Consider the following 20387-nt stretch of genomic DNA (forward strand, 5'->3'; position numbering starts at 1 on the left):
GCGGCGTCTGAGCTCAGCTGGCAGCGCCAGCAAGCCAGTGCCCGCGGGCATTGCCAGGCGCGGGCCTGAAGCCCTCACCACCGGCGGCCGCGCCAGCCGGTGGGGACGGGCGCTTTCCGCTAAAATGCCGGCTTTCCTTTTGTCGTTGCCTTCCGTCCATGCATCTGTCCCTGCTGAAAGCCAAGATCCACCGCGCCACCGTCACCCACTCCGAGCTCAACTACGAAGGCTCGATCGCCATCGACGGCCTGCTGCTGGAAGCGACCGGCATCCGCGAATTCGAACAGGTCCATATCTGGGACGTCACCAACGGCGCGCGTTTCAGCACCTATGCCATCCGCGCCGAAGACGGCAGCGGCATCATGTCGCTCAACGGCGGCGCAGCGCGTCACGTGCAGGTGGGCGATCTGATCATCGTGGCGGCGTTCGCCAGCATGAGCGAAGACGAAGCCAAGACCTTCAAGCCCAATCTGGTATATGTGAACGCGCACAACGCAATCTCCCACACCAACCACAGCATCCCCACACAGGCCGCATGACACAGACCAACGGATTCGACGCGCTTCACGCCCACGCCCAGCGCCTGCGCGGCGCTGCCATCCCCGCGTTGCTTGCCGCCGAGACGCAGCGGCCGACGCAATACGCCAGGCAAGTCGGTCCGTTGTATTTCAACTTCGCGCGGCAGAAGTACGACCGCGCCGCGCTCGATGCGTTGTTCGCCATCGCGCGCGAGCGCGATCTGGCCGGCGCGTTCCAACGCTTGTTCCGTGGCGAGCAGGTCAATGTCACTGAACAGCGTGCGGCCCTGCATACCGCCTTGCGCGGCGATTTGACCGATGCGCCGGTGGCATCGGAGGCCTACGCCACTGCTGCGCAAGTGCGGCAGCGGATGGGCGCGTTGATCCAGCAACTGGAAGCCACCGAGGTCACCGACATCGTCAGTGTCGGCATCGGCGGGTCGGACCTGGGCCCGCGACTGGTGGCCGACGCGTTGCGCGCGCCGTCCGGTGCGCGCTTTCGCGTGCATTTCGTTTCCAATGTGGACGGCGCCGCCATGCAGCGCACGCTGGCCACGCTGGATCCGGCACGCACCGCCGGCATCCTGATCTCCAAGACCTTCGGCACCCAGGAAACCCTGCTCAACGGCAGCATCCTGCATGCCTGGCTCGGTGGCAGCGAGCGGTTGTATGCAGTCAGTGCCAACCCCGAGCGTGCCGCCAAGGCCTTCGATATCGCACCCGGCCGGGTGCTGCCGATGTGGGATTGGGTCGGCGGGCGCTACTCGTTGTGGTCGGCAGTGGGTTTCCCGATTGCATTGGCCATTGGTTTCGAACGTTTCGAACAACTGCTGGAAGGTGCCGCGCAGTTCGACGCGCATGTGCTCAATACGCCGCTGGAAGAGAACGTTGCGGTATTGCACGGCCTGACCGCAGTGTGGAACCGCAACCTGCTTGGTAGCGCCACGCACGCGGTGATGACCTACGACCAGCGCCTGGCGCTGCTGCCGGCGTACCTGCAGCAGCTGGTGATGGAGAGCCTGGGCAAGCGCGTCAAGCTCGACGGTTCGGCGGTGGACAGCGACACCGTGTCGGTGTGGTGGGGCGGTGCGGGCACCGATGTGCAGCACAGCTTCTTCCAGGCGCTGCACCAGGGCACCAGCGTGGTGCCGGCCGATTTCATCGGCACCGTCCATAACGACGACCCGTATGCGGAAAACCATGTCGCGCTGATGGCCAACGTACTGGCGCAGACCGAGGCGCTGGCCAATGGCCAGGACAGCAGTGACCCGCACCGCAGCTACCCGGGCGGCCGCCCGAGCACGGTGATCCTGCTCGATGCGCTCACCCCGCAGGCCCTGGGCGCGTTGATCTCGATGTACGAGCACAGCGTCTACGTGCAATCGGTGATGTGGGGCATCAATGCGTTCGACCAGTTCGGTGTGGAACTGGGCAAGCAGCTGGCGAGCCAGTTGCTGCCGGCGCTGAAGGGCGAATCGGCCGAGGTGGCCGACCCGGTGACGCGCGAGTTGCTGAGCAAGTTGCGCGGCTGAGCAGGTGCGCCACGCGCAGACAGAAAACGGGGCCTGCGGGCCCCGTTTTTGTTTTGGACGACATGGCCGGCTACGCTGAGGCCAGAATGGACAAATTTCCTAAATTGGGAATTTGAGAGTAGGCTGATCGCCAACGCTTCGCACCGGACTGCCCCATGTCGCGCTTCCAGGATCTGCCCGAGCTCGAAAAATCGCCCGCTGCCGACATCAAGGTAAAAGGTTGGCCCAGCTTGATGCGCAAGGTGCGCTCGCACGGAGCAGTGGTCATCACCAACCACAATCATCCCGAAGCGGTGGTGGTGGATGCCGAGGAGTATCGGCGCCTGGTCAATGAGGCAAGTGCGGCAACGGCGAGCTCGGCGCGGGCGCAGTCGCTGCAGGCATTGCAGGCGAAGTTCGATGCGCATCTTGCGGCAGCGAGCGAGGGTGCGGGCCTGGCCAAGACGATCGCCACGCCGGCACGCCGCGGCCGCAAGGTCACCCTGGGCCCGTCGCTGTAAGCGATGGGCAATCTTCTGGTGCTGGCCGGCGTCAATGGCGCGGGCAAGAGTTCGTTGCTGGGCCGGTTTCTGCAAGAGGACGGCGCCACCTGGTTCAACCCGGACGCCTTCACCAGGGACTTGGTGGAACAGGGCTGGGCGCCTGCAGAAGCGAACGCGCAGGCCTGGCAGGAAGGCGTACGGCGGCTGCGCCAGGCCATGGCCGATGGCAGCGATTTCGCCTTCGAAACCACGCTGGGCGCGACGACCATTCCGCGCCTGCTGCGCGAGGCCTGCGCGCAGCACACGGTCGCGGTCTGGTTTTGCGGGTTGGCGACCGTGGACCTGCATATCGAGCGCGTGGCGGCGCGGGTTGCGGCCGGCGGTCATGCCATTCCCGAGCACAAGATCCGCGAGCGTTACGACGCCTCGCGTGCCAACCTGATTGCCTTGCTGCCCCACCTGGCAGTGCTGCATGTCTACGACAACAGCGCATCGGCCGATGCCGCAGCTCAGGCATCGCCCATGCTGGTGCTGGAACTGGACCGCAGCGGCCTGCATTACCCGCAAACGCCGGACGAACTGGCGCAGGTGCCCGATTGGGCCAAGCCCATCGTGATGGCGGCGCTGGAGTTGCGGCAGTCCTGAACCGCGTGCTCAGGCGCTTACGCTTTGATCCGTCTCACCGACGCGGCCAGGCACCCATCGACCTTACCCGCAGGAGCACACCCGGGCGCGACAGGCCATATCGGCAACGCTCCTCCCGCCCAGGTGCGCTGCTACCGGAATGCGACAGCAGCGGGAATGCCCCGCTGCTGTCGGCTGTTGCGTCATGCAGCGCCGTACCTGGAAACGGCGATGCTTACGCCTTGCTCAACTGCACCGCCACCGGGTCGCCGGTGAGATAACCCACCGCGCCACCGAAGCGATCCTTGTAGTTGGCGCGGACCAGCGGATCGAGCGTGGCCTTGACGGTGTCGTGCAACGGGCTTTCCCAGTCGCCGGGATGCTGGAAGTTGCTCATGACATAGGTCCAGCCGTGGATCTCGTCGACTGCATGCAGGCCGGTCGATTCGGCGCCCGCCGGCACCGACAGCACGCGCGTCAGCGTGCCGCTGTCCACGTTGTAGGCCCACAGGAAATTGTTGACGTGCAGGCTGCTGTCTTCGCCGATGAACAAGGTGCGCAGCGATTCGGAGAACTTGAGATTGTCCGGGTTGGCGATCCGTTCCGGGTCGGCCAGGTTGCCCAGCGCGTCGGCCTTGGCCAGGTTGTGGCCGGTGAGGGCGGCCGGGGCGGCCATGTCGATCGGCACCCAATCGCTGTGGATCGGCGCGCCTTGGCTATCGCGCTGGCCGCCGCGCAGGTTCAGGGCATACACCGCGCCAGCTTCCGGACCCTGCACTTTCACATCGCCCGAGCCGTTGAGCATGCTCGTGACGATATAGGACATCGCCATGTAGGCGACCTTGTCGCGCGCGTTGACGGTGGTGCCTTCGAGCTTGGTGAAGCCCAGGCTGCCGCCGGCCAGCGCGGCATAGCGATGCGTTTCCAGATACGTGGCGGCCTTCTCCATGCCGGGCTTGATGCGGATCCAGTTGAAGCTGCCGTTGAACGGAATCTTGGTGAACGAAGCATCGCCCGGGTCGCTCAGGTGCACGTCGAGGATGTCGGCAGCGGTGAGACGGTCGGCCATGGCCTGGATCTCGGCGCTGGTGGCGTGGCCGAGCTTGATCCAGCGCAGCGTGGCCGCGCCCGGTCCGACGCCCGAAGTCTGGTGCCACTTGCCAACATACAAGGTGCCGGCGGAGAGATCCGCCTTGCGGTCGGCAATGAACATGAACAGCCCGCCATTGGTCGCGTCGTCGCCCATCAGCACGGTGCGTTGGTCGGGCATCACCTGCACCAGCTCGTGCGAGATGCGGCCCAGGCAGTAGTGCTTGCGCACGCTCCCCGTTCCGTCCGGGTGCACGGTGATTTCCGGCAGGTGGCCATAGTGATACGGGTTGGCTTTTTCCGGGTCGCCGTACAGATGCGTGCTGTAGCTGCGGAGTTGCGTGTTGCCGGCCAATGCCGTGGCATCGGGCTCGTATTCTTCGCTGGACAGATGGGTATTCCACGGCGACAGGCTGGCGCCGCAGGTGGTCCACAGCCCATGGACCGGTGCGGTGTCGACGTTGTGGTACTTCACCAGCGACAGCTTGCCGGTGGCCGGGTCCTGATCCAGCGTCAGCACCGCGATCGGCGCGGGCAGATGACGATTGGTGTCGTTGCCGGCCTGGTCGCGGGTGGTGTATTCGAACTGCACCACTGCGAACACATGGTTGCCTTTGACGCCTGGCACCTTGGCATTGGGCAGGGTCAATAGCGAGGAGCCGTCCGGGCAATCGGAAAAGAACGGACGCTCGGCACCGGGTTTGGAGCGGTCGATGATCGGGCGATGCTGGATGTCGTAGTACCCGCCCGCCAGCACGGTGCCGCCGTTGCCGTCCGGCACCTGATCGCCGGTGATGAAGAACGGGTGGTAGGCCAGCGCATACCGCTGCGTGCTGCCGTCGCTGCGGGTCACGCTGAGGGCCGAACCGACCGTGGTGGTGGCCATTGCCGCCGGATCGGCCAGGCTCGGAGCCGGCATGCCGTGGAAGGTGGCCGAGACCAGGCGGGTCGGGTTCTCCGACGGCCGCAGCGGGCGCGCGGCCCATGCCGCACCGCCAAGCTGTTGCAGGGCGGCAGCGCTGGCGTTGCCGAGCGGCAACAGGGGGACGGCCGCCAGCAATTGCATCAGGCGACGACGGGAGGGGTCGGGGGAGGGGGACATCGAAACTCCAGGCAAAGGCGACAATCAACGATGGCAGTGGCGCATCGGCAAGCCGGTCACGCTAGGCCGCTGGTATGACGGTTGTTTGACAGCAGGCTCACCCGTTGGCCTGCGTTCGAACGTGTGATGGCAAGCGAGCGCTGCCAGGTTCCCTTGACACGCCGATGCTGCGCATTGGTCGGACCGGCGGGTGGTGCGATGCAGCAAAGTGCATCTGCTCGCGCGCTCAGACGCTGCGGCAGATCAGGTGGTTTTGCGCGGTTTCACAGGTGCTGCCGGTATTCCAATGCTATAGCCGCGGCCAATAAGTTGCCCGGTATTCGGCATACGGGCAGCTGTTGTTGACAGGGTAAGGGAATCACGCAAGCGTACGCCGCCTAATGGCCTGCGGCGCAACGCATCGCCATGGGAGAACCACCCTGGAGAAACGAATCTTGGACAAGCTGCTCCGTCGTACCGCCGCGCCCGTCGCGCGTCGCGCCCTCTGCCTGGCCACCGCCGCTGCGGTGCTGATGCTGGCCGCCTGCCAAGGCAAGGACAGCGCTGCCGAAGCGAGCAAGCCTGCCCCGGCCGCCGCACCTGCCGAGGCCTCGACCGCCATCCATCCGGACCAGTGGCCGTCGCCGAAGTGGCCGTTCCCGCAGGACGCGGCGCTGGAGCAGCGCATCACCGACGTGATGGCCAAGATGAGCGTGGAAGAGAAGGTCGCCCAGACCATCCAGGGCGATATCGCCAGCATGACCCCGGACGACGTGCGCAAGTACCGCATCGGCTCGGTGCTGGCCGGCGGCAATTCCGATCCGGGCGGCAAGTACAACGCCAGCCCGGCCGAATGGTTGAAGCTGGCCGACGCGTTCTATGAGGCGTCGATGGACACTTCCAAGGGCGGCAACGCGATTCCGATCATCTTCGGCATCGATGCGGTGCACGGCCAGAGCAACATCGTCGGCGCCACGCTGTTCCCGCACAACATCGGCTTAGGGGCCACGCGCAACCCGGACCTGATCAAGAAGATCGGCGAAGTCACCGCTGCCGAAACCCGCGTCACCGGCATGGAGTGGACCTTTGCGCCGACCGTGGCCGTGCCGCAGGACGACCGCTGGGGCCGCACCTACGAAGGCTATTCCGAGTCGCCGGACGTGGTGGCCAGCTTCGCCGGCAAGATGGTCGAAGGCGTACAGGGCGTGCCGGGCACGCCGCAGTTCCTGGACGGCAGCCACGTGATTTCCTCGGTGAAGCATTTCGTCGGCGACGGCGGCACCACCGACGGCAAGGACCAGGGCGACACCAAGGTGTCCGAAGCCACCATGCGCGATATCCATGCGGCCGGTTATCCGCCGGCAATCGCCGCTGGCGCACAGAGCGTGATGGCCTCGTTCAACAGCTTCAACGGCGAAAAGATGCACGGCAACAAGGTCATGCTGACCGACGTGCTCAAGGGCCGGATGAATTTCGGCGGTTTCGTGGTCGGCGACTGGAATGGCCACGGCCAGGTCAAGGGCTGCACCAATCAGAACTGCCCGGCCTCGTTCATTGCCGGTGTCGATATGGCCATGGCCGCCGACAGCTGGAAGGGCATCTACGAAACCGAACTTGCGGCGGTGAAGTCCGGGCAGATTTCGGCCGAGCGCCTGGACGATGCGGTGCGCCGCATCCTGCGTGTGAAGATGCGCCTGGGCCTGTTCGAGGCCGGCAAGCCGTCCAAGCGCCCACTCGGTGGCAAGTACGAATTGCTGGGCGCGCCGGAGCACCGTGCGATCGCCCGCCAGGCGGTACGTGAGTCGCTGGTGCTGCTGAAGAACCAGGCCGGCATCCTGCCGCTGAATCCGACCAAGCGCGTGCTGGTGCTCGGCGATGGTGCCAACGACATGGGCAAGCAGTCCGGCGGCTGGACGCTGAACTGGCAGGGTACCGGCACCAAGCGCAGCGACTACCCCAACGGCACCACCATCTGGGAAGGCCTGGACAAGCAGATCAAGGCCGCCGGCGGCAGCGCCGAGCTGGCCGTGGACGGCGCCTACAAGACCAAGCCGGACGTGGCCGTGGTGGTGTTCGGCGAAAACCCGTACGCCGAATTCCAGGGCGATATCGCCACCCTGCTGTACAAGCCCGGCGACGAGAGCGAGCTGGCGCTGATCAAGAAGCTCAAGGCCGAAGGCATCCCGGTGGTGGCGGTATTCCTGAGCGGGCGTCCGCTGTGGATGAATCAGTACATCAACGCCTCCGACGCGTTCGTCGCCGCCTGGTTGCCGGGTTCCGAAGGCGAGGGCATTGCCGACGTGCTGCTGCGCAAGGCCGATGGCTCGGTGCAGAATGACTTCAAGGGCAAGCTCAGCTTCTCCTGGCCCAAGACGGCCGTGCAGTTCGCCAACAACGTGGGCCAGAAGGATTACGACCCGCAATTCAAGTTCGGCGACGGCCTGACCTACGCCGACAAGGGCGACCTGGCAGCGCTGCCCGAGGAATCGGGCGTGTCCGGCGAGCAGTCGGTAGGCGGGATGTACTTCGTGCGCGGCAAGCCGGCGCTGGGTATTGCGATGCAGCTGTCCAACGCCGGCCAGGCCAACATGCCGGCAACCACGCTGCCGGTGGGCCTGTCCGATGGCAGCCTGAAGATGACCGCCGTCGATCACAAGGCGCAGGAAGACGCGCGTCGCTTGGTGTGGTCCGGCAGCACCGCCTCCAGCGTGTTGCTGGTGTCCGCCAAGCCGGTGGATGCCTCGCGCGAGAGCAACGGCGATGTGCAGCTGCAACTGACCCTGCGCCGCGACAGCGCCGTGACCGCGCCGGTGTGGCTGGGCGTGGGGTGTGGGGACAAGTGCGGCGGTCGCGTCGATGCGCGCAAGACCCTGGCCGCACTGCCGCAAGGCCAGTGGAAGGTGGTGGGCATTCCGCTCAAGTGCTTCGCCGTGGCCGGTGCCGACGTGAGCAAGCTGACCCAGGTCGCCAGCATCGAAAGCGCTGCCGCGCTGGACCTGTCGGTGTCCAAGGTGTCGCTGGGCGCGCTCAACGAAGCCGAAGCCACCGTCGACTGCCCGGTCAAGTAAGCAGCATTCCCGCAGACGTGCGTGCGCGCCTGCTGGGGTGAGACCAAACAGATGCGTCGCCAGTACTGGCGGCGCGGTATAGCGGCCACCCTGATCGGTGGTGTCATCAGCCGCCGCGGGACGCGCGCGTCGATCGGCCGGGATGGCCTGCAGCTGCGGTTCGCCGCGCTGCCGTGGCGCACGCCGTGCGTTGCGGCCGCACTCTGCAGGCCTGTCTGGCGTTCGACGCGCACCCCAGAGCCAGACAGGAGAGTGCAGTGGGTTTGGCGACGTTGGATATCGTGATCGTGCTGGTCTACCTGACCGGCATCTTCGTGCTCGCGCAGTGGGTCTCGCGCGAGAAGGCAGGCCACAGCAAGAGCGCCGAGGATTACTTCCTGGCGAGCAAGTCGCTGCCGTGGTGGGCGATTGGCGCCTCGCTGATTGCGGCGAACATTTCGGCCGAACAGATCATCGGCATGGCCGGTTCCGGCTATGCGATCGGTCTGGCGATCGCCTCCTACGAATGGATGGCGGCGCTGACGCTGCTGATCGTCGGCAAGTTCTTCCTGCCGATCTTCCTGCGCAACGGCATCTACACCATGCCGCAGTTCTTGGAGCAGCGTTACGGCAAGTGGATCCGCACGCTGATGGCGGTGTTCTGGCTGCTGCTGTACGTGTTCGTCAATCTCACCTCGATCCTGTGGCTGGGATCGATCGCGGTCAGCCAGGTCACCGGCATGGACCAGGCCCTGGCTTTGGCGTTGATCGGCGTGTTCGCGCTGGTCTACCAGCTGTATGGCGGCTTGAAGGCGGTGGCGCTGACCGACATCGTGCAGGTCACCCTGCTGGTGCTGGGGGGCCTGCTGGTGGCGGGGCTGACGCTGGCGCGCATCGGCGACGGGGCCGGCGTGCTGGCCGGCTTCCAGCACCTGTGGAGCGCGCACCCGGAGCACTTCCACATGATCCTGACCAAGGACAACCCGTTCTACAAGGATCTGCCGGGGCTGAGCGTGCTGCTGGGGGGGCTGTGGGTGATGAACATCAGTTACTGGGGTTTCAACCAGTACATCATCCAGCGCGCGCTCGCCGCCAAGAACATCGGCGAGGCGCAGAAGGGCATGGTGTTTGCCGCGTTCTTGAAGCTGCTGATGCCGTTGGTGATCGTGGTGCCGGGCATTGCCGCAGTGGTGCTGGCGCCGGATCTGGCCAAGCCCGACCAGGCCTACCCGACCATGATGCAGCTGTTGCCGACCGGCATCCTGGGCCTGGTGTTTGCCGCGTTGGTGGCGGCGATCGTGGCCTCGCTGGCCTCGAAGATCAACTCGGTGGCGACCATCTTCACCCTGGATTTCTACGCCAAGTTCCGCCCCCACACCGAGCAGAAGACGCTGGTGCGTGTGGGTCGTGTTGTGGCCGCCGCCTCGGTGCTGATCGGCATCCTCACCGCGCGGCCGTTGCTGGGCAATTTCGATCAGGGCTTTCAGTTCATCCAGGAATTCACCGGCTTCTTTACTCCCGGCGTGGTGGTGATCTTCATGCTCGGCCTGTTCTGGAAGCGCGCCAACGAAGCCGGCGCGCTGACCGCGGCGATCGGCTCGGTGGTGTTGTCGTTCGCGCTCAAGTTCGCCTGGCCCCAACTGCCGTTCATGGACCGCATCGGCGTGGTGTTCGTGGCCGCGCTGGTCTTGGCGGTGGTGGTGTCGTTGCTGACGCCGGCCACGCAGGCACGCGATCTGATCCGTACCAACGACGTTGCCTACGGCACCACGCTTGGCTTCAAGCTTGGCGCGGCGGGCGTGATCGCGATTCTGGTCGTGCTGTACACCGTGTTCTGGTAGGCAGTCGATGTCTTGAAACGCAGCGCGGCGCGGCACCTCGGTGTCGCGCCGCGCTGCGTTGAACGCCTGCCGTTTCGGCGGCGCGAGTCCTCGTCACGCGCGTCTGGCTGGCCCGCAGCAGCCACTGCGCACGCGTGGCAGATGCCGCTCAGTACCGTATGCGTTCGCCGCGTGGTGGCCGCGGTTGGTTTGCTGGCTGCGCTTAGACGCGTGCGGCGGCCAAGCTGGCGGCAAGCAGGTTGGCCGGCGCGGCAGGTTGCTCGTGCCACGGCGTTTCCAGCCAGGTTTCCAAGGCGGCGGCCGGCATCGGTTTGGCGATCCAGTAGCCCTGGCCTTCGTCGCAGCCCCAGGCGCGCAATTGCGCGTACGCCTCCGCCGATTCGATGCCCTCGGCCACCACGCGCTGGCCCAGGCTGTGGCCGAGCTGGATCATCGCCGGCACCAGGGTGCGGTCGGTGCGGCTGTCCGGCAGCGAACGGATGAAGGATTGATCGATCTTCAACGAACTGGCCGGCAGCTGCTTGAGATAGCTGAAATTGCTGTAGCCGGTGCCGAAGTCGTCGATGGCGATATGCACGCCCAGCGCTGCAATGGTGGCCAGTTGCTCGGCCAGGTGGTCGGGGTGGCGAATCATCGCGCTTTCGGTGAATTCGATTTCCAGCCGGCGCGGATCCAGCTTGTGACGGTCCAGGCCGCGCCGCAGCAGGCCGGCAAAGCCGGGGCGATCCAGATCGGCAGCCGACACGTTCAAGGCCAGGTTGAAGTCCAGGCCTTGCTGCTGCCAGCGCGCTGCCTGCGCGATGCCGTTGTCGATGACCCAGGCGGTAATGCGGTTGATCAGCGCGGTTTTTTCGGCCATCGGAATGAAATCCGACGGCATCACCGGACCGATCATCGGGTGTTGCCAGCGCAGCAAGGCTTCCACGCCGACGCAGCGGTGGTCGTGCAGATCCACGCGCGGCTGAAAGTGCAGGCGCAGCTGGCTGGCACTGTCCAGGGCCGCGGGCAGGGCGGCGAGCAGGCGGAAGGTGTTGCGCTGGGCAACATCGTGCTTGCGCTCGTACATGCTCCACGGCAGGCAGCGCTCGCGTGCAATATCCACCGAGGTGGTCAGCGAGCGGATGGTATCGGCGGCGCCGTAGCTAGATTGCAGCGAGACCGCACCGATCGAAGCCACTGCGGTATGTGGAATGCCCTGGTGTTCCAAGGGCTCGGTGAACGCCTTGGAGACCTTGGTGCATAGCGTGGCCAGGCGCTGGCCTTCGGCCTGCGCCAGGAAGCCGAAGGTGGTCGGGTCCAGCCGATACAGCAGGGTGCCGCCAGGCAGGTAGGCGGCAAGGCGACGCTGTGCCAGGGCGACGTAGCCGTCTGCGTATTCCCAGCCCAGCGCCTTGACCATATCGCGGAAGTAGTCGCTGCCGCAGACATCGATGGCCACCGCCGTGGTGGCCGGCGCCGTGTCGCGTTGCGACAGCCAGGTATCCAGGTCTTCGCTGAAGCGCGAGCGGTTGGGCAGCCCGGTCGGACCATCGCGGTAGGTGGTACTGCGCAGGTTTTCCACGCGCAGCACGGCCAGGTCGCGCAGGCCTTCCAGGTGCGTGATTGCAGCTTGATCCAGCCCGGGGCGCGGGCTGGTGCCGATCACGCACAGGGTGCCGATGCTATGGCCGTCGCGCAGCTTCAAGGGTGCGCCGGCATAGAAGCGGATGAACGGCGGGCCCAGCACCAGCGGGTTGTCGCAAAAGCGCGGATCCAGTTGCGCATCCGGCACCACCATCACTTCGTCCGAGCGGATTGCATGCGCGCAGAACGCCTGGCTACGCGGCGTTTCGCGCGCTTCCAGGCCAATGCGCGCCTTGAACCACTGGCGGTGCTCGTCCACCAGCGATACCAATGCAATTTCCGCGTTCAGGCTGCGCGCTGCCATGGCCGCCACGGTGTCGAACACCGGGTCTGGCGGCGAATCCAGCAGGCACAGGCCGCGCAGCACCTCGAGCCGGGTGGACTCGTCGAGCGTGGGCGGAAGAAAAGACGCGACGGGGGCAGGCAGGGAAGGCATGTGCTCGTATCGGCCTGAAGCGTAATCCCTTGATTGGCGCCGATTGGTGCCGTTCAGTTGCAGCAGGCGGGCCCGGGCCGCGTTGGAACACACGAACAGTGCCTTGGCAGCGCCACACGCGCGCCGCGCGCAATCGGAATGCCAGCTGCGCGGCGCTGTCGCAGGCCATGCGCCAGAAACGGTCGATCCGCTTCCCTCGACCGGCCATGCTGCCGTTTGCAGGACGTGTACCCCACCGATGCGCAGTGGCGCATGCCCCCCGGTGGCGACGCCTAAATATCCCGCGTGCGCTGCCGATCACCTTTGGACGCAGCAGTGTTGACGCAGCGCAACCATCCGCGTCGCGCATGCGACCAATGATCTTTGGCCGATGTTTGCTTTTGTGATGCGCATCCGCCTCATGCGTGGCACGAGTTGACACAGTCTTCACTCGCGCTGTGAGTTGGCCATCGCGGCTTTTGTCACTTCTTTTCTGGAATCATCGTGAATTCATTGCTGTCTTTTGCACAACGCACGCTTCTCGTCGTCGCCGGTCTGGCGCTGTCGTCTGCCGCCCATGCAGGGCTCACGGTGTCCGGCACGCAGTTGCGCGAGTCCAATGGCAATGCATTGGTGCTGCGCGGCGTCAATCTTCCACATGCCTGGTACGCGGGCCGCACCGATGCGGCGTTGGCGGCCATCGCGGCCACCGGTGCCAACAGCGTGCGCGTCGTGCTCAGTTCCGGTTACCGCTGGGCGCGCACACCGGAGGCCGATGTGGCCCGCATCATCGCGCGCTGCAAAAGCCTGGGCTTGATCGCCGTGCTGGAGGTCCACGACACCACCGGCTACGGCGAAGACACCGCCGCTGCGAATCTGCTCAATGCGACCAATTACTGGGTCGCCATCCGCAAGGCGCTGATCGGCAATGAAGACCATGTGGTCATCAATATCGCCAACGAACCGTTCGGCAATAGCCTGACTGCCAGCGAATGGGTCAACGGCCATGCCACCGCCATCGCCACCTTGCGCAAGAATGGGCTGACCCACGCCTTGATGGTGGATGCGCCCAACTGGGGCCAGGACTGGCAGTTCTACATGCGCGACAACGCCGCTGTGCTGCTGGCCCGCGACAGCCGCCGCAACCTGGTGTTCAGCGTGCACATGTACGAGGTGTTCGGTAGCGATGCCACGATCAACAATTACCTGCGCGCCTTCAACGATAAAAAGCTGGCGCTGGTGATCGGCGAATTCGGTGGCGACCATCGCGGTGCGCATGTGGACGAAGCGGCGATCATGCGCCGCGCGCGCGACTACAAGGTTGGCTACATGGGCTGGTCATGGTCGGGCAACGACAGCAGCACGCAGTCGCTGGATATCGTGATCGGCTGGAATGCCGCTCAACTGAGCAGCTGGGGCCGCAACCTGATCCTGGGCACCGATGGCATCGCGGCAACCTCGCGTCGGGCAAGCGTGTTCGGCCCGCTGTGAGACGAAGTCCTGCAGCCGGCAGCTGTAGTTTTTTGGCCGCGCACAAGGGCATTGCAACGCTGTCGATCTGTGCGCCGTTGCGCGGCCGGCATCGGCACACCGGCACGCGTGACACGCATTTCAGATGCCTCACAAGTCTTCGCGATATCCCTGCCGTTTAAGGTCCGGCGACAGGGGCAAGACGGCTAGCGCAACGGCCCCGGGCTCGGGCGTTTGGTCAGCTTGCGCTGCAGCGATCGGCGATGCATGCCGAGCAGGCGCGCGGCCGCCGACACGTTGCCGCCGGTTTCGTGCAGCGCCTGCTGGATGTGCTCCCACTGCAAGCGGCTGAGCGGCGTCATCATTTCCTGCGCGCTTTCTTCTTCGTCCGGCTCTGGCAACTCGTCATCCTCTTCGCCCAGCGCCCGCATGATGGTGGGAATATTGGCCGGCTTGGGCAGGTAGTCATCGGCGCCGAGTTTGATCGCCTCCACCGCCGTGGCGATGCTGGCGTAACCGGTGACCAGCAGGATGCGCATGTCGGCGCGAATCTCGCGCAGCGGTTGGATCAGGCTCAAACCGGAGTCGTGGCCGAGCTTGAGATCGATCAACGCAAAATCCGGCAACGCGCTGCGTGCCGTGGACAATGCACTGGCCGCATCGGTGGCGGTGAGCGTTTCCACGCCGCGGCGTGCAAGGCTGCGCTGCAGCGTGCGCAGGTACAAGGTGTCGTCGTCGACCAGCAGGCCGGTACGGATTGGGGGACTTGTCATGCGAGTGCCTCGTGGTCGGAGAGCGGCAGACGGAAACCTACACGCGCGCCGCTGCCTTCGGCGGGCAGCATCCACAGCTCGCCCTGCAGGCGTTCGACAGTGGCATGCGAGAGCGCCAGCCCGACGCCCATGCCGTCGTGCTTGCCGCTATTGAACAGCGTGCCCGGCAGCATCGCTTGCGCGGTGTCGAAGCCGGGGCCGTAGTCGCGCACTTCGCCGCTGAGATGGTCGTGTTCCACCCGCAGGGTCAGGTCGATCTGCGGACGACCGGCCCGTTCGCCGGCATCGGCGGCATTGTTGAGCAGCACCATCAGCAGGTGGCTGACGCCGGGCTGCAGCATCAGCCGCATCGGTGCGTCATCATTGCGGCGCAGCTCGATGGTGGGGCGCACCAGGCGCCATTGTTCCAGCACGTCTTTCACCGCCACCTCGCGGCTCAGATGGCCGTTGTCGGCCGGTGCCGCCAATGCCAGCACGCGCTCATGGCACTGCACCAGCAGCTCGCGCAAGGTGTCCAGGTCTTCGCGCAGTTCCACCTGATCGCACTGGTCGGTGATGTCGTCCACCAGCAGCGTCATGGTGGCCAGCGGGGTGTTCAATTCGTGCGCCACCGACGCCGCATGCGTGGCCAGCGCCACGATGCCTTCGTTGCGCGCAAAGCGCTCGCGCAAGGTGGAGATCTCGCGTTCGCGCTCGCGCATCGAAAACGCCAGCCGAGTCGCGAACGCCAGCACCACCACGGTGGACAGCAGGAAGTTGGCCGCCATGCCCCACATGTGCAGGCTGAGCGGGTCGAAGCCGCCGTAGGGCAGCGGCAGCCCGAACGCCGCGCTGATGACATAGCCGGCCACGCACGATGCCGCTACCGCCATCGCCCAGCTCAGCGGCAGTGCCAGTGCGGCCAGCGCGATCAGCACCAGGAACAACGAGCCGAACGGGTTGGCGATGCCGCCGCTCCAGCCCACCATCCAGGTCAGCACGGTCACGTCGACCAGAATGTGGCCGAACTCGGTGGCCGGGCTCACCGCGCCGCGGTGCGACACGCGCAGCTGCGCATACAGGTTGAAGACTGCCAACGCGGCCACGCCGGCCCACAGCGGTTGCTGCGGCAGGTTCAGGCCCATCAGCCCGGTCGCGACCAGGATGGTGGCGGCCTGGCCGGCAGTGGCCAGCCAGCGCAGGCTGCAGAGGGTTCGCAGGAAGGAAGCGTCGGAGCTGTTCATCACGGCAATGCTATGCGCTTGGGAAGATGGTGGCCTGCGACAAACCGTCGCATCGGCCTAGAGCGTGCTATGCACGTTGAGATGAGATGCGTTGGCCGTCAGCGGTGCAGAGCGGGTGCTGCGTGGCGCCGGCTTGGCTGGCGTCAAGGCAAGCCGCGCGGCGCCCGCTCCGTGCAACCCTCCGGGAAGCGTCCTGTGGCGCGCCGATACCGCGTTGCGCGCCTTGCCCAGGCGGCCAGCCTGGGCCGCAGCGCCCGCCTTGTCCCGACGCGCCACCGGACGCTTCGCACTCACCTCAACGTACAGAACACGCTCTAGGGATCGGCGTGTCTCTCGCTTCAGCTGTGAGCGCACGGCGGACAGGCTAAAATAGCGGGATGCATGACGCCGTGACCCGCCCAACCCCTCCCGCCGACGCCACCGCCTGGCCGCGCCGCATCACCCAGGCCGTCAAGATCGGCAGCGTGACCGTGGGCGGGGGCCATCCGGTCGTCGTCCAGTCGATGACCAACACCGACACCGCCGACATCGCCGGCAGCGTCAAGCAGGTGGCCGATCTGTGGCGCGCCGGCTCGGAAATGGTGCGCCTGACCGTCAACAATGCCGAGTCCGCTGCCGCCATTCCGCGCATCGTCGACAAGCTGCGCATGATGGGCATCGAAGTGCCCTTGATCGGCGACTTCCATTACAACGGCCATCAATTGCTTGCTGCCGAGCCCGCCTGCGCCGAGGCGCTGGCCAAGTACCGCATCAATCCGGGCAATGTCGGGTTTGGCAAGAAGAAGGATCTGCAGTTCGGTCAGTTGATCGAGTTCGCCATCAAGTACGGCAAGCCGGTGCGGATTGGCGCCAACTGGGGCTCGCTGGACCAGTCGCTGGCAGCCCAGCTGATGGACGAAAATTCGCAACGCGATACCCCGTGGGATGCCGGGCGGGTGCTGCGCGAGGCACTGATCCGCTCGGCGGTGGATTCGGCCGAGCGTGCGGTGGAGCTGGGCCTGCCGCGCGAGCGCATCATCCTGTCGGCCAAGGTGTCCGGCGTGCAGGAGCTGATCGCGGTGTATCGCGACATGGCCAGCCGCTGCGATTTCGCGCTGCATCTGGGCCTGACCGAAGCCGGTATCGGCAGCAAGGGCATCGTGGCCTCGGCGGCGGCCCTGAGCGTGCTGCTGCAGGAGGGCATCGGCGACACCATTCGTATCTCGCTGACCCCCGAGCCGGGGCAGTCGCGCACCCAGGAAGTGGTGGTGGCGCAGGAACTGCTGCAGACCACCGGCCAGCGCGCGTTTACCCCGATGGTCACCGCCTGCCCGGGCTGCGGCCGCACCACCTCCGAGTTCTTCCAGGAACTGGCCGGCGTGGTACAGAACCATGTGCGCGCCAAGATGCCGGAGTGGAAAATCACCAACCCCGGCGCCGAAAACATGACCCTGGCGGTGATGGGCTGCGTGGTCAACGGGCCAGGCGAATCGCGCCACGCCAATATCGGAATTTCGCTGCCGGGCACGGGCGAGGCGCCGTCGGCACCGGTGTTCATCGATGGCGAAAAAAGCGTCACCTTGCGCGGCGAAAACATCGCCTACGAATTCATCGAGTTGATCGATCAATACGTCGAACGTACCTATGTCCGCCGCGCCGGCTGAATCGCCGGCCGGGTTCAAAGGGTGGTTGCGTAGCAATGCGTGGCGCATGGCGTTGCTGTTTGCCGGGGTGTTGCTGCCGCTAGGGCTGTTCGTGGACCTGGCCGATGAAGTCCACGCGCTGGAAAATGTCTACTTCGACGAGCCGCTGCTGTGGAGCATGCGCAGCATCGCCACGCCCGGCCTGGATGCGTTTTTCGGCGCGATCTCCAAGGCCGGCTACCAATACGGCGTGATTCCGGCCGATATCGCCATCGTGCTGGTGTTGCTGGTCCTGCAGCGCTGGCGCGAGGGCACGTTTGCCGCGCTGGGATTCGGTGGCTCGGCGCTGCTCAACATGGGCGCCAAGCAGTTTTTCCAGCGCGACCGCCCCAGCTTGTGGGAATCGATCGCGCCGGAGAGCACGTTCAGTTTTCCCAGCGGCCATGCGATGGGCTCGATGACGCTGGCCGCGGTGGTCATCGCGCTGGCCTGGAACACGCGCTGGCGCTGGCCGGTGAGCATCGCCGCCAGCCTGTTCGCGCTGCTGGTGGGCATCTCGCGCATCTACCTGGGCGTGCATTACCCGTCCGACATCCTGGGCGGCTGGTCGGCCGCGTTGGTGTGGGTGGTCGGGCTGTATCTGGTGATGTTCCGCGGCGCGCGGCGGCCGCATTGGCGCACGCCGGCTGGCGCGGTGGCAGAGCAACCTGGGCGCGTGCCGTTTGCCGATTAACGGCGGTTGATACGCTCCCGCTGCGCTAATCGGGCGCCAACCATGGCGCCGATGGAAGCCAGCAAGATCACGTAGTACGCCGGTCCCATCGGGTGCTGCTTGAGCAGCATCACCACCAGCAGCGGGGTCAGGCCGCCGAACACGGCATAGCCCAGGTTGTAGGCGAACGACACGCCGGACAGACGGACCACCGGTGGAAACGCTTCGACCATCACGCGCGGAATCGCACCCAGCACGCCCAACGCAGCGCCGAGCAGGGCATACAGCGGGAACAGCAGGTGGGGGGCGCCCGCAAAGCGGTAGAACAGCCATGCGCTGATGCCCAGGCACACGCTGCCGGCCAGCAGCACACGCCCGTTGCCCCAACGATCCGACAGTGCCCCGACCACCACCGAGCCGATCGCCTGCAGCAGCACTGCCAGAAGATTGGCCTGCAATGCCACCGGTGCCGGGTAGCCGTACGCACTCTGCAGCAGCGTGGGTGTCATCAGCGACACCACCAGCACTGCGGCGGCGATCACCCAGGTCAGCCAGAGCGACATGGCCAGACTGCGCGGGTGATCGCGCAGTACCACCTTCAGTGGCGTCTCGCGCGCCAGTGCGCGCATGGCGACCAGCTCGGCGAACACCGGCGTTTCATGCAGCCAGCGCCGCAAGTACACCGAGAGCAGGCCGAAGATGCCGCCTGCCAAAAACGGCAGGCGCCAGGCGTACTCGGCGATTTGGTCCGAAGAAAACGCACGATTCAGTGCGCCGGCACTGAGTGAACCAAGTAGCACGCCGGCAGCCAGGCCAGCGGTCAAGGTGCCGCAGGCCAGCCCTGTGCGCCGCGCGGGCACATGTTCTGCCACGAACACCCACGCACTGGGTACTTCGCCACCGATGGCTGCGCCCTGCAACAGGCGCATCGTCAACAGCAGCAGCGGTGCGGCCACGCCGATCTGCGCGTAGGTCGGCAGCACGCCGATCGCCAGTGTGGGCAGGGCCATCAATCCGATGCTCAGCGCGAACATGCGCTTGCGGCCGAGCAGATCGCCAAAGTGGGCCATCACGATGCCGCCCAACGGGCGGATCAGGTAGCCGGCCGCAAAGATGCCGAATGTCTGCAGCTGCCGCGTCCATTCCGGAATGCCTGGCGGAAAGAACAGCTCGCCCAGCACCTTCGCGAAAAAAATGAAGATGATGAAGTCGTAGAACTCCAGCGCGCCGCCCAGCGCGGACAAGCCCAGTGTTTTGTAATCGCTGCGGGTGAGCTGGGTTGATGGGGCATGGCTGGTCATGCAGTCGCATCCTGTCGCGGGTGGCGCGCATTGCCATCAAAGCCTGCTGACGCGCCGAGCAGGCAATGCTAGCTGCCGGGCGCGGCCATCGCTACGCCGTTTCGGCATTGAAATGCCGATGACACCCATCAGACCTTACGCGTGCACACCTGCGGGCTTTGGTGACCGCGCGCGCCTGGACGTACGCTGCGATCAGCCGGACACGCTTGCCAGCGCCGCTGCCTCGGCGTGCAGTGCGGTGGTGTCGAACAACGGCAACTGTGCATCGGTGTTGTCCACGAGCAGCGAGATCTCGGTGCAGCCCAGGATGATCGCTTGCGCTCCGTGCTGGCCGAGCTCGGCCATGACCTGGCGGAAGTACGCGCGCGATTCGGGCTTGATCACGCCCTGGCAGAGCTCGTCGTAGATCACCCGATGCAGCTGCGCGCGTGCCTCGGCCGGCGGCACCAGCACGTCCAGGCCGCGCGCCTGCAGGCGCTGGCGATAGAACGGCTGCTCCATGGTGAAGCGCGTGCCGAGCAACCCCACCCGGGTGACGCCCGCTGCGATGAGCGCAGCGGCGGTGGCATCGGCGATATGCAGCAGCGGCAGTGGCGTCGCGGCGGTGATCGCGTCGGCAACGCAATGCATGGTGTTGGTGCACAGCACGATGAAGTCGGCGCCTGCTGCTTGCAGCGCACGCGCGGCGGCTGCCATCGCCTGGCCAGCGCCCTCCCAATCGCCGGTGTGCTGCAGCCGCTCGATCTCGTGGAAATTGACGCTGTACAGCAGCAGTTTCGCCGAATGCAGGCCGCCGCATGCATGGCGGACGCGCTGATTGATGATGCGGTAGTAGGGCAGCGTGGATTCCCAGCTCATGCCACCGATCAAACCGATTGTCTTGCTTGGAACCGGCATGCGAACTCCATGACACTCCAGCGGATGAGGTTGCCAGGGCTACGGCACGCAGCGTGCGCTGCGCTTGGGGACCGAAGTGTACGTTGGCGTCCCGACCAGATGCATTCCCGATCTCGCCAAGGCAGCTCAGGATGCCG

15 protein-coding genes are annotated in these 20387 nt (G+C 65.8%); 9 read left to right on the top strand and 6 right to left on the bottom strand.

All coding sequences use genetic code 11. The annotated features are described in order from the left end of the window. Positions 1 to 158 precede the first annotated feature (158 nt). The 4 genes from panD (at position 159) to ACCQ00_RS09200 (ending at position 3177) form a co-directional block, all read left to right on the top strand. On the top strand, positions 159 to 539 hold the full coding sequence (panD, locus tag ACCQ00_RS09185; RefSeq protein ID WP_003481969.1) for an aspartate 1-decarboxylase: 381 nt from the start codon (positions 159 to 161) through the stop codon (positions 537 to 539). After that, the gene (gene pgi / locus ACCQ00_RS09190) at positions 536 to 2050 is read left to right on the top strand and encodes a glucose-6-phosphate isomerase (protein WP_039574808.1); all 1515 of its coding nucleotides are present in this window, start codon (positions 536 to 538) and stop codon (positions 2048 to 2050) included. Before panD ends, pgi begins: the two co-directional genes overlap by 4 nt. Before the next feature lie 155 nt (positions 2051 to 2205). After that, complete coding sequence (locus tag ACCQ00_RS09195) at positions 2206 to 2550, top strand: type II toxin-antitoxin system prevent-host-death family antitoxin (protein WP_017158044.1); 345 nt, start codon at positions 2206 to 2208, stop codon at positions 2548 to 2550. Between the two features lie 3 nt (positions 2551 to 2553). Then, positions 2554 to 3177 carry an ATPase gene (locus ACCQ00_RS09200; protein WP_017159622.1) on the top strand — a complete coding sequence of 208 codons (624 nt, stop codon included), beginning with the start codon at positions 2554 to 2556 and terminating at the stop codon, positions 3175 to 3177. A gap of 214 nt (positions 3178 to 3391) precedes the next feature. Here the strand turns inward: ACCQ00_RS09200 and ACCQ00_RS09205 are convergent, their stop codons facing one another. After that, the gene (locus ACCQ00_RS09205) at positions 3392 to 5347 is read right to left on the bottom strand and encodes a PhoX family protein (protein WP_041019667.1); all 1956 of its coding nucleotides are present in this window, start codon (positions 5345 to 5347) and stop codon (positions 3392 to 3394) included. Positions 5348 to 5781: 434 nt separating this feature from the next. Here ACCQ00_RS09205 and ACCQ00_RS09210 point away from each other — a divergent pair, with 434 nt between their 5' ends. After that, complete coding sequence (locus ACCQ00_RS09210) at positions 5782 to 8394, top strand: glycoside hydrolase family 3 protein (protein ID WP_039574001.1); 2613 nt, start codon at positions 5782 to 5784, stop codon at positions 8392 to 8394. A 257-nt stretch (positions 8395 to 8651) separates the two neighbouring features. Continuing rightward, on the top strand, positions 8652 to 10214 hold the full coding sequence (locus tag ACCQ00_RS09215) for a sodium/sugar symporter (RefSeq protein WP_039574003.1): 1563 nt from the start codon (positions 8652 to 8654) through the stop codon (positions 10212 to 10214). A gap of 202 nt (positions 10215 to 10416) precedes the next feature. On the opposite strand, the gene ACCQ00_RS09220 is transcribed toward ACCQ00_RS09215, so the two are convergent. Next, positions 10417 to 12273: a putative bifunctional diguanylate cyclase/phosphodiesterase gene (locus tag ACCQ00_RS09220; RefSeq protein ID WP_039574006.1), complete on the bottom strand. Its 1857-nt coding sequence runs from the start codon at positions 12271 to 12273 to the stop codon at positions 10417 to 10419. A gap of 483 nt (positions 12274 to 12756) precedes the next feature. Here ACCQ00_RS09220 and ACCQ00_RS09225 point away from each other — a divergent pair, with 483 nt between their 5' ends. Continuing rightward, the gene (locus ACCQ00_RS09225) at positions 12757 to 13743 is read left to right on the top strand and encodes a cellulase family glycosylhydrolase (protein ID WP_372354113.1); all 987 of its coding nucleotides are present in this window, start codon (positions 12757 to 12759) and stop codon (positions 13741 to 13743) included. A 185-nt stretch (positions 13744 to 13928) separates the two neighbouring features. Here ACCQ00_RS09225 and ACCQ00_RS09230 read toward each other — a convergent pair whose 3' ends face one another. Both ACCQ00_RS09230 and ACCQ00_RS09235 read right to left on the bottom strand, forming a co-directional pair. Then, positions 13929 to 14495: a response regulator transcription factor gene (locus tag ACCQ00_RS09230; RefSeq protein WP_017158628.1), complete on the bottom strand. Its 567-nt coding sequence runs from the start codon at positions 14493 to 14495 to the stop codon at positions 13929 to 13931. After that, the gene (locus tag ACCQ00_RS09235) at positions 14492 to 15718 is read right to left on the bottom strand and encodes an ATP-binding protein (protein WP_039574013.1); all 1227 of its coding nucleotides are present in this window, start codon (positions 15716 to 15718) and stop codon (positions 14492 to 14494) included. Before ACCQ00_RS09235 ends, ACCQ00_RS09230 begins: the two co-directional genes overlap by 4 nt. Positions 15719 to 16095: 377 nt before the next feature. Between ACCQ00_RS09235 and ispG the strand changes: the two genes are divergently transcribed. Both ispG and ACCQ00_RS09245 read left to right on the top strand, forming a co-directional pair. After that, positions 16096 to 17361 carry a flavodoxin-dependent (E)-4-hydroxy-3-methylbut-2-enyl-diphosphate synthase gene (gene ispG / locus ACCQ00_RS09240; RefSeq protein ID WP_003481991.1) on the top strand — a complete coding sequence of 422 codons (1266 nt, stop codon included), beginning with the start codon at positions 16096 to 16098 and terminating at the stop codon, positions 17359 to 17361. Beyond that, positions 17342 to 18073: a phosphatase PAP2 family protein gene (locus ACCQ00_RS09245; RefSeq protein ID WP_017158055.1), complete on the top strand. Its 732-nt coding sequence runs from the start codon at positions 17342 to 17344 to the stop codon at positions 18071 to 18073. The genes ispG and ACCQ00_RS09245 overlap by 20 nt, the downstream gene beginning before the upstream one ends. Here the strand turns inward: ACCQ00_RS09245 and ACCQ00_RS09250 are convergent. Next, complete coding sequence (locus ACCQ00_RS09250; protein WP_017158056.1) at positions 18070 to 19353, bottom strand: MFS transporter; 1284 nt, start codon at positions 19351 to 19353, stop codon at positions 18070 to 18072. The genes ACCQ00_RS09245 and ACCQ00_RS09250 overlap by 4 nt on opposite strands. A 192-nt stretch (positions 19354 to 19545) precedes the next feature. After that, on the bottom strand, positions 19546 to 20250 hold the full coding sequence (locus ACCQ00_RS09255) for an aspartate/glutamate racemase family protein (protein WP_039575479.1): 705 nt from the start codon (positions 20248 to 20250) through the stop codon (positions 19546 to 19548). Positions 20251 to 20387 lie beyond the last annotated feature (137 nt).

It is taken from the genome of Xanthomonas sp. NCPPB 3761 (assembly GCF_041475705.2).
Classification (GTDB): Bacteria; Pseudomonadota; Gammaproteobacteria; order Xanthomonadales; family Xanthomonadaceae; genus Xanthomonas; species Xanthomonas phaseoli.

Coding starts and splice junctions, on each gene's coding strand:
- panD (WP_003481969.1), top strand. CDS start 159: ATGCATCTGTCCCTGCTGAAAGCCAAGATCCACCGCGCCACCGTCACC.
- pgi (WP_039574808.1), top strand. CDS start 536: ATGACACAGACCAACGGATTCGACGCGCTTCACGCCCACGCCCAGCGC.
- ACCQ00_RS09195 (WP_017158044.1), top strand. CDS start 2,206: ATGTCGCGCTTCCAGGATCTGCCCGAGCTCGAAAAATCGCCCGCTGCC.
- ACCQ00_RS09200 (WP_017159622.1), top strand. CDS start 2,554: ATGGGCAATCTTCTGGTGCTGGCCGGCGTCAATGGCGCGGGCAAGAGT.
- ACCQ00_RS09205 (WP_041019667.1), bottom strand. CDS start 5,347: ATGTCCCCCTCCCCCGACCCCTCCCGTCGTCGCCTGATGCAATTGCTG.
- ACCQ00_RS09220 (WP_039574006.1), bottom strand. CDS start 12,273: ATGCCTTCCCTGCCTGCCCCCGTCGCGTCTTTTCTTCCGCCCACGCTC.
- ACCQ00_RS09230 (WP_017158628.1), bottom strand. CDS start 14,495: ATGACAAGTCCCCCAATCCGTACCGGCCTGCTGGTCGACGACGACACC.
- ACCQ00_RS09235 (WP_039574013.1), bottom strand. CDS start 15,718: ATGAACAGCTCCGACGCTTCCTTCCTGCGAACCCTCTGCAGCCTGCGC.
- ispG (WP_003481991.1), top strand. CDS start 16,096: ATGCATGACGCCGTGACCCGCCCAACCCCTCCCGCCGACGCCACCGCC.
- ACCQ00_RS09245 (WP_017158055.1), top strand. CDS start 17,342: ATGTCCGCCGCGCCGGCTGAATCGCCGGCCGGGTTCAAAGGGTGGTTG.
- ACCQ00_RS09250 (WP_017158056.1), bottom strand. CDS start 19,353: ATGACCAGCCATGCCCCATCAACCCAGCTCACCCGCAGCGATTACAAA.
- ACCQ00_RS09255 (WP_039575479.1), bottom strand. CDS start 20,250: ATGCCGGTTCCAAGCAAGACAATCGGTTTGATCGGTGGCATGAGCTGG.